The organism is Deltaproteobacteria bacterium (assembly GCA_005879535.1).
In the GTDB taxonomy this organism is placed as follows: Bacteria; Myxococcota; Myxococcia; order Myxococcales; family 40CM-4-68-19; genus 40CM-4-68-19.
In genome coordinates this window covers 42,640-54,024 of record VBKI01000047.1, presented here as the reverse complement: position 1 = coordinate 54,024, position 11,385 = coordinate 42,640, and the positions used below count along the sequence as shown (strand labels likewise).

Below are 11,385 nucleotides of genomic sequence, written 5' to 3'. Positions count from 1 at the left end.
ATCGCGCTCGCGGGCAATCTGGGCGACGAGCCGGGCGTTGCGCACGGCCAGCGCGGCGCGGCCGGCCAACGAGACGACGAAATCGACGTCATCCTTCGAATAGCGCCGGCCGGAGCCCGTCGACGCGAGCAGCAGCCTGCCCAGCGGCGCGACGCCGTCGAACATCGGCGCAACGATCGCGGAGGTGAGCCCTATCTCCTTGATCGCCTGGAACGCTTCCTCGCCCGGAACCGCGGTCCTGAGCATTTCATCGCTGATGTCCTCGGTGACGATCGGCCGCCGCTGCACCAGCGCGTTGAGCTCGGCGGGCCCTGCGTCCCATGGTTTCGGCGGCAACAGGTCGTTGAGCTTCTTCTCCAGCTCGCGCTGCCGCGGGTCGGGATGGTAGGTGGCGACGTTCTTCAGCTTCCCATCGGGCTGCACCAGCGCGAACGCGCACCAGTCGGTACCCATCGCCTCGGTGACCTCGTGGACGGTCCGGCGCAGCGGCTCGATTTCGTCGGGCCCGACGTAGTCGAGCAGCACGCGCGACACCTCGGAGAGGATGCGCTGGCGGCGCTCCGCTTCGGCCAGCCGCGACTCGCGGTCCCCCTCGACGTGCGCCATGGGGGCCCATCCGAACGCCGCGGACATTTTTTTGCAACCTTTCCCGTCGGGCCACGGCCGCGCCGCAACTCTTCCGGTCTGCTATGTTGCGCGCCCCATGGCGGCCATCACACCCCAGATCGTCGCAGCGCACGGTCTCTCGCAGGACGAGTATGCGCGCATCCACAAGGCGCTGGCTCGCGACCCCAACCTGGTCGAGTTGGGGATCTTCTCGGCGATGTGGAGCGAGCATTGCTCGTACAAGTCGAGCCGCCGTTTTCTCCGCCATCTTCCCACCAAGGGCGCCCGGGTGCTGCAGGGGCCGGGGGAAAACGCCGGCGTCATCGACGTGGGCGGCGGTCTCGCCGTCGCCTTCAAGATGGAGAGCCACAACCATCCGAGCTACATCGAGCCGTATCAGGGAGCAGCTACCGGGGTGGGCGGCATCCTGCGCGACGTGTTCACCATGGGCGCCCGTCCCATCGCCTCGATGAACGCGCTCCGCTTCGGCCATCCTTCGCATCCGAAGACGGCGCGACTGCTGGAAGGGGTCGTCGCCGGCATTGCCGGGTACGGCAACTGCATCGGCGTACCGACGGTCGCCGGAGAGATCGCGTTCGACTCCTCCTTCAACGGCAACTGCCTGGTCAACGCGTTCACGATCGGGCTCCTCAAGTCCAACCGCATCTTTCGGGGCACCGCGAGCGGCGTGGGGAATCCGGTCATCTACATCGGCGCGCGCACCGGACGGGACGGCATCCACGGCGCCACCATGGCCAGCGCCGAATTCGACGAGGAGAGCGAGAGCAAGCGCCCAACCGTGCAGGTGGGCGATCCGTTCATGGAGAAGCTCCTGCTCGAAGCGTGCCTCGAGCTGTTCAAGACGGACTGCCTGGTGGGCATCCAGGACATGGGAGCAGCCGGCCTGACCTCCTCGTCGGTGGAGATGGCCTCGCGCGCGGGCAGCGGGCTCGAGCTCGACGTCGATGCCGTGCCGCGGCGCGAGACGGGCATGACGCCGTACGAGGTGATGCTCAGCGAATCTCAGGAGCGGATGCTGCTGGTAGCGAAAAAGGGGCGGGAGCGAGAGGTCTTCGACATCTGCGACAAGTGGGATCTCGCGCACGCCATCGTGGGCCGCGTCACCGATACCGGGAAGCTGGTGGTGAAGAGCGGCGGCGAGACTGTGGCCGAGCTTCCCATCGCCCCGCTCACCGACGAGGCTCCTTCCTACGACCGGCCGCGCGAGCGTCCCGCCTGGCAGGACGAGTTGCAGAAATCTCCCGACGTGCCGCAGCCGAAGAACCTCGTCGCCGCGCTGAAGACCGTCCTCGCCTCGCCGACCGTAGCCTCCAAGGAATGGGCCTACCGCCAGTACGACCACATGGTCCGCATCGGAACGGCGATTCGCCCGGGACAGGGCGATGCCGCGGTGGTGCGCTTCACCGGCCAGCGCGAAGGAGGGGTCGCGATGTCGGTGGGATGCAACTCCCGCTGGTGCTATCTCGACCCGCGCCTCGGCGCTGCGCATGCGGTGGCGGAGACGGCGCGCAACGTCTCGTGCGTCGGTGGCGAGCCGGTCGCGGTCACCGACTGCCTGAACTTCGGCAATCCCGAGCGCCCGGAGATCATGTGGCAGTTCGAACAGGCGTGCCTCGGCATCGCCGACGCCTGCAGCGCCCTGCAGACGCCCGTCGTCTCCGGCAACGTGTCGCTCTACAACGAGACCGAGGGGAAGGCGGTCTTCCCTACGCCGATGATCGGGATGGTGGGCCTGATGGACGACTGCGCAAAGAACGCGGGCGGCGGATTCACCGCGGCAGGCGATCGTGTCGGCCTCGTCGGCGGGCTCGGAGAGGGTCACCTCGGCGGCAGCGAGTACCTGTACGCCGTGCACGGAAAGCTCCTGGGCATGCCGCCGCCCCTCGATCTCGCGCGCGAACGCGCGGTGCAGAAGGCCGTGCGCGAGGCGGTGCGCGCCGGATTGCTCAAGGCCGCGCACGACTGTTCCGACGGCGGCCTGGCCGTGGCGCTGGCGGAGATGTGCTTCGCGAAAGAGGTCGGCTGCCGCGTGGCGCTGAAGTCGCAGCTCCGGGCGGACGCGCTTCTGTTCGGCGAGGATGCATCGCGCGTGATCGTTTCGTACCGCCCCGACGATCGCGAGGGCGTGGAAGCGATCTGCAGCGCGGCGGGAGCGCCCTTCGAGGACATCGGGCAGGTAGGCGGGACGGCACTGATCTTCGAAGGCGTGCTGGAGGCGAAGGTCGCCGACCTCCGGGAAGCCTGGAGGAGCTCGATCCCGAGGCTGGTCGGCGAGGGCATCCACAAGGCGGCGCTCGAAGGCGTTCCGTGACGTGGAGACCCGGCTGCTCAGCGCGCGGTCCCCTGCGGACCTCGATGAAGCTGCGGCGCTGATCCGGCGCGGCGGGCTGGTCGCGTTTCCGACCGAGACGGTGTACGGGCTTGGCGCGCTCGCGCTGGAGCCTCTCGCGGTGCGCGCCATCTACGCCGCGAAGGGCCGCCCGCTGACCAATCCGCTCATCGTGCACGTGCTCGGCGACGACGAAGCGCGCCCGCTTGTGTCTCGCTGGCCGTTGGAGGCACGGCAACTGGCTGCCCGCTTCTGGCCCGGTCCGCTGACGCTGGTGCTGCCGCGGACCGCGCTCGTCCCCGACGAGTGCACGGCCGGCGGCGACACGGTCGGCGTGCGCGCGCCGTCCCATCCCGCCGCGCGCGCTTTGCTGGAGCGGGTCCGTGCGCCGCTCGCGGCACCGAGCGCGAATCGGGCCGAGCACGTCTCCCCCACCACGGCCACGCATGTCCTTCGCGACCTGAACGGACGGATCGATGCGGTGGTCGACGGCGGGCGCTGCCCGTTCGGCATCGAGTCCACCGTCGTCTCGCTCGACGGAGGCGCGCGGCTGTTGCGCGCGGGCGCAATCCCGCGCACGGAGATCGAAGATCTCATCGGACCGCTCGAGATCGGCGCCACCAGTCCCGTCGCCCAGTCACCCGGCCAGCACCGCCGCCACTATGCGCCGGTTGCAGTGGTCCGGCTGGCGCCGCGGCCCGAGCTCGATTCGGTGGCTGCCCAGCTCGGCAGACGGGTCGGAGCGCTGATTCGCGGCGACACCCCCCCGCCGCCGGCCATCGCCGTCGCTCGCCTGCCCGACGAGCCCCAAGGCTACGCGCGGGGGCTGTACGCCGCCTTGCGCGACCTGGAAGACGCGGACTGCACCGCCATCGTCGTCGAGCAGATCCCGCCGGGACCGGAATGGGACGCGATCCGCGACCGCCTCACCCGCGCGGCTGCGGCGTAGGCTTGAGACTGTACGCCTCAGTTGTACGTTGCGGAGAAGGCGATGGTCGCGCCCCACGTGGTCCAGGTGGGCGAGTTCGAGCCGCTGTCCTTGTTCCAGCTCGCCGAGAGATGCCCGACCACCCCGAGGCCCCAGTGGTCCGCCACCCACCATTCCTTGCCGACCGCAGCTCTCATCCCGAAGCCCCAGTCCGTGTCGCCAGAGCTAGCCCCGCTCGCAGCGTGGGCGCGAGTCAGCGAAGGCGAGAACGAGAAATAGAAATTCTGCTGGGAATAGGCGGTGTACTCCGGACCGACGGCGAACAGCGTCACGTCGCCGTTGGCGGGCCCCGAGAATCCTCCGGACGAAACGGTCGGGTTCGACATCACGGTATCCCAGAGATGAAACGCAAGGATGCTGTTCTCCGACAGGGCGCCACCGACCGCGAAGCCGAAGGTGCCGGCGAGACCGCTGATGGTCACGTCAGTCCCGCCGCTGGACGCCGACATCGCCACGTACCCGAATCCCACGTCGGGGCGGATGAAGGCGCCGAGGTGACGGCGGTAGGTGGGGTCGTTCGGCTTCAGAGGTCCCCGAACCGGATCCGGCGGGCGGGAGTCAGGCGGCGGCGGCGCGTCCGTTCGATAGGAAGTGGGAACGGCGGCCTGGGGGGAAGGATCGGTTGCCTTGTCGGGAGGCTCGACGCACTGCCGCTGGATGCAGATTCGCTCCCCTTTGCAATCGAGGTCCTTGCTGCACCCTTCCTCTGCGCGGGCTGCCATGCAAATGACCATTCCCCCCAAAATTCCTCCAATGATGCTTTTCATGATGTCCCTCCTCCCGGGACCACGATAGCAATCAATCGCGGCTCGAGGCCAGCGCCAACGCGGTTGCGATCTGCGCCGCGACGTGCGCGTTCTTCTCGAGCAGATGGAGGTTGGCCGCGCGGGTCTTCCCCGCCGTGGCGTCGGACAACGCACCGAGCAGAAACGGGGTCACTTCCTTTCCGGGAAGGTTCCGGCTCGCCGCTTCCCGCAGGGCTTCCGCCAGCGCCGGTTCGACTTCCTCGCGAGGCAGCGGGGAGGGCGGAGGCACCACGACGACGCTGCCCGTAGGCGATTCCAGCAGATCCCAGTGGACGCGGAGCGCTTCCGCAATGGACGCGGCGCTTTCGAAGCGATGCTCGAGGGAAATCCCGCTCGCATCGGTGAAGAACGCCGGCAGCTCCGACGTTCCGTAGCCCCAAACGGGGACGCCGAGCGTTTCCAGCGCTTCCGCGGTGGCCGGCAGGTCGAGGATCACCTTGGGTCCGGCGCAGACGACGCAGACGCGTCGGCGGGCAATCTCGGCGAGATCGCTCGACACATCCTGCGGCTCGGAGGGATCGACGCGGCGGTGGACGCCGCCGATCCCGCCGGTGGCGAAGAGGCGGATGCCAGCGCGTTCCGCCACGGCGCAGGTCGCGCTGACCGTCGTGCCGGCGTCGAGGCCGCGCGCGCAGATGGCAGCGAGATCGCGGGACCCTGCCTTGGCCGGCTTTCGCGACGGGTCGGCGAGCCGACGCAGCTGCGCCTCGCTGGCGCCGACCACGACCCGTCCCTCGATGACGGCGATGGCGGCCGGCACCGCGCCCTGCGCTCGCACGGCCGCCGCGCAACGCCGGGCCGCCTCGAGATTCAGGGGTGGCGGCAGGCCCTGCGCGACGACGCTCGTCTCCAGCGCCACCACCGGCCGGTGCTCGCGCAATGCGTGGGCGACTTCCGCTTCGACGTCGAGCTTCATTGGCCGGACCATAGCCCAAGCACCTGCGCGAGGCCTGGACCGAACCAGGTCCGGGAAGCCTCGCCTTCACCCTCCGCCCAGCGATTCGGCGTCTCGATGTATCCGGCGTAGCCGTCTGCGAGGCCGACGATCACGTCGGGATGCATCCGCTGCCCGATCTCTCCGACCGGCTCGCCCGGGACACCAACCAGGGTCAGCGGGCCGACGCGGAGGCGCGTCTCGATCGCCGACGGCTGCCGGACGATGGCCACGGCGTTCGCGAAAGCGCGCCGGAACAACCACGGGATGGCCGGAGACGCCTGGGGCGGGGGGAGCGCGACGAAGCGCGCCTGGCAGCCGATCTGGATGTGGCGCACCGGCTCCGCCTTGCGCAGCAGCTCCTGCGCCTCCTTGGCAACCGCGGCCGCGACCTCGGTGCCGCGATCCCAGCTGGCATTTCCGCTCGCGCCCTGGACGACCAGCACCGGTGGACCCTCCAGCGCCGCGGACACTTTGGCAGGCCAGTCGCCGGAGAGCCTGCGCGACGAGCGTGGCACGGTCGTCGGGTGCATCGGATAGTCGATGAGCGTCGCGATGTCGTCACCGGACGGCCTGCGCACGCGCAATGCGACGAGCTGGGAATCGACCGGACCCGCACTGCGCGCCCGCGCGGGTCCGTCGGGCCATTCTTCCCGCGCGACCAGCAGCTCCGCAGGACCCAACGTGGCAATCGCTTCCACGAGTGCGTCCGCCGCCGCCTGCGCGATGGCGTCGCGCTGCGCGCCGTCGAACGGACCCGCTCCCAACCATCCGGCGATGGCGCTGTCCCAGGCGCCGCCCGGCCCGGAGTGCGTATGCGTGGCAGCGAGCAACAGGCAGGTCAAAGGCGGCAGACGCGCGCGCCGCATGACCTCTTCCTCCAGCGCGCCCGGGATGAGCAACGTGTCGATGGAAGCGATCAGGACGCGCAGGCCTTCCACTTCGAGAGCGATGGCGCGCGCGTAAACCGGCTCGCTCGCGTCGTCGGCACGGCGCTTTCCCGGATAGCCGGCCAGCACCGGATGAGGACCGAGCGCGATCCTGGCCTTGCCTGCGCCCGCCCGCAGGGAGCCGACGCCGAGAAGCTCGAGCGCGACCCGCCCGTGAACCACGATGCCGGGAAGACGCTGGACGGTCCGGACGGGGAGCGCGCAGAACAACGCGGCCGCGGCGAGCGCGAGGAGCGCAAAGGCGGCGAGCGCCTTCGTCAGCGAACCACCCGACGCGCGCCGAGATACCGCGTCTGGAAGTACCTGTCGTCGAGCTCGGCCTCTACCACTCCGTGCGACGAGCTGGCGTGGATGAACCGCCCGCGCGCCACATCGACCATCATTCCCACGTGGGAGACGCCGTTGCCGCTGGTGTCGAAGAAGATCAGGTCGCCTTCGCGCAGCGCGTTCGCCTGCACCGGCGTTCCGGTGGCGTATTGCAGGCGGGAGACGCGCGGGATGCCGACGGATACTTCCCGGTACGAGGTCATCGTCAGCCCGGAGCAGTCGATCCCGCTGTGGCTGAGGCCTCCCCAGACGTACGGCGTGCCCAGATAGCTGCGCACCACGTGCTCGAGGCTGGGCCAGATGCGCGGCTGCTCCGGAAGCTGCGGCGGCGCGGGAGGAGCCGGCGGAGCGACCCGCCGCCAATCCTTGGGAAGCTGAGCCGGAGCCCACACCACCTTGGGCGGCGGACCCACGGATACCTGGAACGCACCCTTGTACTCGGGCTCCGGCAACTTCTTGTTCTGCGCCTTCGCATCCGCGAACCTCTGACGTAGCCGCGCCTCGACCGCGCCGGGATGCCCCGGATCCTTTCGCATCCCGTCGAGAAGCCAGGCACCGTAGAGGCGCGTGTCCCATCCCAACCTCGCCGCGTGGACCAGCGCCCACTTGACGGTGCGGAAGGATGCGTCGGACCAGTTGCCGACCATCGCCTCGTGGATCGCGTCCGCCATCACCTCCGCGGGAACGCCCGCTTCGGTGCCGTCGCGATATCCGCTCGCCCACGTGGCGATGGAATCGGCGGGAATCTTCTTCTGGTATCCATAGAGCGCGATCCCGTCGACCGCGTCCGCCGGCGCGCCACGCCAGATCGCCCGATAGGCGGCGAATCCCACCTCCGCGATGCGCCGGGGATCCGCGCGATCGAGCACTCCTTCGGAGATCACGTGCAACAGGGCGCGCGCGTCCTGCGGCTTGTCCGGATCGACGACGTTGAAGGCGTAGTTGGCGAACCGGTCCCTGAGGGCCGCCTCGATGGTTTGCCGGGTCGCCGCGTCCAGGGAGCGATCCTCGAGCAGCCTCGCGTGCACGTACTCCAGGACGTTCTGGCGGGCCGCCGCATGCAGCGGGGGCGCGACGAGGATCGCTACGAGTAGCGATCGTTTCGCCAGGGATGCGCCGAGTTGGAGTAGCCGCGCAGTTCCCAGTATCCGAGCCGGTCCCGCGTCAGAAGCTCGATTCGGTGAATCCACTTGGCTCCCTTCCAGGCGTAGAGCTGGGGCGTGATGATGCGCACCGGCCCGCCGTGCTCGACGGGCAGCGGCCGTCCCTCGGCGGTGTGCACCAGGAGCACGTCATCCTTGAGCGCCTCTTCCAGCGGGAGGTTGGTGGTGTAACCGTCGTAGGCATGCGTCATGAGGTGCGTTGCTTCGGCTTTCGGCCGGGCGAGCGCGATGACCGTCGAGAGCTGCACCCCCTCCCATTCGACGTCCATCTTCGACCAGGTGGTCACGCAGTGGAAGTCACTCGTGTCCTTCACCTGCGGGAGCGCGAGAAAGTCCTTCCAGGAGAGGCGCGCCGGCTCCTCCACGGCGCCGTCGACGATCAGCTCCCATTTCGACAGCGGCACGTTCGGCTGCCGCCCCAGATCCAGGACGGGCCATCCCTGCGTGATCGTCTGCCCTTCGGGAACCTGCGGCATTCCGTGGCGATTCGTCGGGCCGTGTCCCAATGGGCGCGAGTCGGACGCGCCGGCCGTCTGCGCCATGCGGTCCAGGAAGCGCTGCCGCAGCTTCAGGCGGGCCCCGACGATCCGGCTCTCCTTCTCGTCCATGAGGCGATTGTACGCGCGCACCGCGGCGCCGGTTCCGGCATCTCTGGAATGATCTGTTCTTTCAGGTTGTTCACGGTTGGTTGCCCTGCCTGGCACGCCCCTGTACCCTTCGGCCACCCGATGCGACTGCCCATCCTGAGCGAGGACAAGTTCCACGACGAGTGCGGCGTGTTCGGGGTCTTCGGACACCCGGAGGCGTCCAATCTCGCGTATCTGGGCATCCATGCCCTGCAGCACCGCGGGCAGGAATCGGCCGGCATCGCATCCTGGGACGGCGCCACCATCCATCTGCACAAGGCCATGGGCCTCGTCGCGGATATCTTCGGACAGCAGGCGCTCGCCGGCCTGCCCGGCAGCACTGCGATCGGGCACACGCGGTACTCGACCGCAGGCCAATCGAATCTCGCCAACGCCCAGCCGATGGTCGCCCGCACCACCGCGGGACAGGTGGCTGTCGCGCACAACGGCAACCTGGTCAACGCGGAGGAGCTGCGCGCCGAGCTCGCAGCCAAAGGCGCGCTCTTCCAGGGCACCAGCGACACCGAAGTGATCGTGCATCTGCTCGCGCACCAGCGCGAGGGCAGCGTCGAGGATCGCATCCGCGGCGCCCTCGCCAGCGTGCGCGGCGCCTATTCGCTTCTCTTTCTCACCGAGAGGGGCATCGTCGCGGTCCGCGATCCGCTCGGGTTCCGGCCGCTGGTCCTGGGCAAGCTGAAGAACGGGGCAACCGTCTTCGCCAGCGAGACGTGCGCCCTGGATCTCATCGAGGCGGAGTACATCCGTGAAGTCGAGCCCGGCGAGATGGTGGTGGTCGACGCCGAGGGGCTCCGCACCATCCAGAGCTTGCCCCGCCAGCGCTCCGGAAAGTGCATCTTCGAGCTGATCTACTTCGCGCGTCCCGACTCCCAGGTGTTCGGCCGCAGCGTGTACGCGACGCGCAAGGCGTTGGGGAAGCGGCTCGCGATCGAGGCGCCGGTCGACGCGGACGTGGTCGTCCCGGTCCCCGACTCCGGCGTGCCTGCCGCGCTGGGGTACTCGGAGCAGAGCGGCATCCCCTATGATCTGGGGCTGATCCGCAGCCACTACGTGGGGCGCACGTTCATCGAGCCCTCGCAGTCCATCCGCCACTTCGGCGTCAAGCTGAAGCTCAATCCCGTTCCGGCGGTGGTCCGCGGCAAGCGCGTGGTGGTGGTCGACGACTCCATCGTGCGCGGCACCACCAGCCGCAAGATCGTGAAGATGATCCGCGACGCGGGCGCCCGCGAAGTCCACCTGAGAATCAGCGCTCCCCCCACGCGCTGGCCCTGCTACTACGGCATCGACACGCCGGTGCGCAGCGAGCTGATCGCCGCCTCGCACAGCGAGAAGGAGATCGCGAAGTACGTCACCGCGGACTCCCTCGGCTATCTCTCGCGGGACGGCATGCACGAAGCGGCCAAGGCGGAGTCGCGGAGCTTCTGCGACGCCTGCTTCACCGGCGAGTACCTCGTCCAGCTCACGCCGCCCGACGCGGGAGCGCAACCCGTCGGCGAGCACGGCCCCCGCGAGGGCAAGCCGACCGGCGCGGCCGAGAACCTCACCGTTTTGCGCGTGTAGGCCCCGCTACTGCATGGGCGCAGGCCGCCTCTGGCGCCCGCACCTAAGTCGACGGCCGCGCCAAGGGGAGTAGAGTCCGATCGGAGGCCCAGGTGCCGTCGATCATCGACCTGCTCGTCAAGATCCAGATCCTCGACGAGCGCCAGCACGACGCCGTGGAAAGCCGGTCCCGTTCCCCGGCCGGCGGCCACATCGTGCAGCAGGTCGCAGAGATGGGGTACGCCACCGAAGGCACGGTAGCGCGCGCGATCTCCGTCGAGCTCGGGCTGCCCCGGATCGATCTGGCGATGACGCCGCCGGAGCCCGCCGCGCTGGCGCTGCTCGACGCCCGGACCTGCGCGGACCGCTTCGTCCTTCCCATTGCGCTCCGCGAGAGCGGCGAGCTTCTCTGGCTGGCGATGGCGGATCCCACGGACGAGGAGGCCCTCGGGGTCGTCCGTCGCAAGACACAAAAGCGCGTGCGCCCCGCCGTCGCCGGACCGACCGAGATCCTCAGGACCATCCGCACGGCCTATGCGGCGCCGGGGGTAGGTGGCAGCCAGCCCGAGCCCGTGCAGAACGAGCAGCCGGCCGCGATCGAGATCGACAGTGCGGAAGAGGAAACGCCGTTCGAGGTGGTGAACGTCGCCGCCGACATCCAGCAGGCCGACACCCCGCTCTCGCGGATCGCCAAGCAGCTCGGCGTCGACGTCCCGCCGAACATTCCCTCCCGCGGCCACATGGAGGTGCGGGAGGAAGCTGCGCCGAAGACGGATGCGGGTCCCGCTCCGTTCACGGTGCAGGAGCTGTTCGCACCGCTGACCAGGCCCGGGCCCATCTCCAGCGACGACCTCACGGGCGACGACGTCTCCACGCTGGAAGCGCTGCGCGTCTCCATGGAGAAAGGGGCGCTCGTGCTTCGCTCGCTAGCCGAGCTGTGCGTCGAGAAGGGCGTGATCACCCGCGAGGAGATGAAGAAGCGCAGGCCGCCGACGGATCCGGTCAAACCTTCATGACGTCGCGGTGCGTGATCTTGACGTTGGCGCGGTGTTTCTCGGTGAGCCTGCGTCCGAGCTCC

At 69.2% G+C, this 11,385-nt stretch carries 10 protein-coding genes and 2 pseudogenes (2 of these 12 cut by a window edge); 5 read left to right on the top strand and 7 right to left on the bottom strand.

Going from position 1 to position 11,385, the window contains the following annotated elements; genetic code table 11:
• Nucleotides 1–633: pseudogene (locus E6J58_03870) on the bottom strand (response regulator); it reaches 1,443 nt to the left of the window's first position.
• A 70-nt stretch (nucleotides 634–703) separates the two neighbouring features.
• Between E6J58_03870 and purL the strand changes: the two are divergent.
• Nucleotides 704–2,938: a phosphoribosylformylglycinamidine synthase subunit PurL gene (gene purL, locus E6J58_03865; GenBank protein ID TMB40853.1), complete on the top strand. Its 2,235-nt coding sequence runs from the start codon at nucleotides 704–706 to the stop codon at nucleotides 2,936–2,938.
• Between the two features lies 1 nt (nucleotide 2,939).
• The gene (locus E6J58_03860) at nucleotides 2,940–3,905 is read left to right on the top strand and encodes a threonylcarbamoyl-AMP synthase (protein ID TMB40852.1); all 966 of its coding nucleotides are present in this window, start codon (nucleotides 2,940–2,942) and stop codon (nucleotides 3,903–3,905) included.
• Nucleotides 3,906–3,922: 17 nt separating this feature from the next.
• Here the strand turns inward: E6J58_03860 and E6J58_03855 are convergent, their stop codons facing one another.
• From E6J58_03855 to E6J58_03845, 3 genes are all read right to left on the bottom strand, one after another.
• Nucleotides 3,923–4,666 (bottom strand): hypothetical protein, encoded by a 744-nt coding sequence (locus E6J58_03855; GenBank protein TMB40851.1) that lies wholly within the window; start codon nucleotides 4,664–4,666, stop codon nucleotides 3,923–3,925.
• A 76-nt stretch (nucleotides 4,667–4,742) separates the two neighbouring features.
• Nucleotides 4,743–5,678 carry a pseudouridine-5'-phosphate glycosidase gene (locus E6J58_03850; protein TMB40850.1) on the bottom strand — a complete coding sequence of 312 codons (936 nt, stop codon included), beginning with the start codon at nucleotides 5,676–5,678 and terminating at the stop codon, nucleotides 4,743–4,745.
• A complete protein-coding gene (locus E6J58_03845; protein TMB40849.1) occupies nucleotides 5,663–6,265 on the bottom strand; it encodes a hypothetical protein in 603 nt (200 codons plus the stop codon). Before E6J58_03845 ends, E6J58_03850 begins: the two co-directional genes overlap by 16 nt.
• Before the next feature lie 5 nt (nucleotides 6,266–6,270).
• Here E6J58_03845 and E6J58_03840 point away from each other — a divergent pair, with 5 nt between their 5' ends.
• Complete coding sequence (locus E6J58_03840; protein TMB40848.1) at nucleotides 6,271–6,555, top strand: hypothetical protein; 285 nt, start codon at nucleotides 6,271–6,273, stop codon at nucleotides 6,553–6,555.
• A gap of 336 nt (nucleotides 6,556–6,891) precedes the next feature.
• On the opposite strand, the gene E6J58_03835 is transcribed toward E6J58_03840, so the two are convergent.
• Both E6J58_03835 and E6J58_03830 read right to left on the bottom strand, forming a co-directional pair.
• A complete protein-coding gene (locus tag E6J58_03835) occupies nucleotides 6,892–7,989 on the bottom strand; it encodes an NlpC/P60 family protein (GenBank protein ID TMB40847.1) in 1,098 nt (365 codons plus the stop codon).
• A gap of 56 nt (nucleotides 7,990–8,045) precedes the next feature.
• Nucleotides 8,046–8,732 carry a sulfite oxidase-like oxidoreductase gene (locus tag E6J58_03830; protein TMB40846.1) on the bottom strand — a complete coding sequence of 229 codons (687 nt, stop codon included), beginning with the start codon at nucleotides 8,730–8,732 and terminating at the stop codon, nucleotides 8,046–8,048.
• Nucleotides 8,733–8,852: 120 nt separating this feature from the next.
• On the opposite strand from E6J58_03830, the gene E6J58_03825 reads away from it, so the two are divergent.
• Both E6J58_03825 and E6J58_03820 read left to right on the top strand, forming a co-directional pair.
• Nucleotides 8,853–10,328 (top strand): amidophosphoribosyltransferase, encoded by a 1,476-nt coding sequence (locus E6J58_03825; GenBank protein ID TMB40845.1) that lies wholly within the window; start codon nucleotides 8,853–8,855, stop codon nucleotides 10,326–10,328.
• Nucleotides 10,329–10,420: 92 nt separating this feature from the next.
• Nucleotides 10,421–11,323: a hypothetical protein gene (locus tag E6J58_03820; GenBank protein ID TMB40844.1), complete on the top strand. Its 903-nt coding sequence runs from the start codon at nucleotides 10,421–10,423 to the stop codon at nucleotides 11,321–11,323.
• On the opposite strand, the pseudogene rapZ reads toward E6J58_03820, so the two are convergent.
• Nucleotides 11,310–11,385, bottom strand: a pseudogene (rapZ, locus tag E6J58_03815) (RNase adapter RapZ); it runs 803 nt beyond the window's last position. The gene E6J58_03820 and the pseudogene rapZ sit on opposite strands and share 14 nt — an antisense overlap.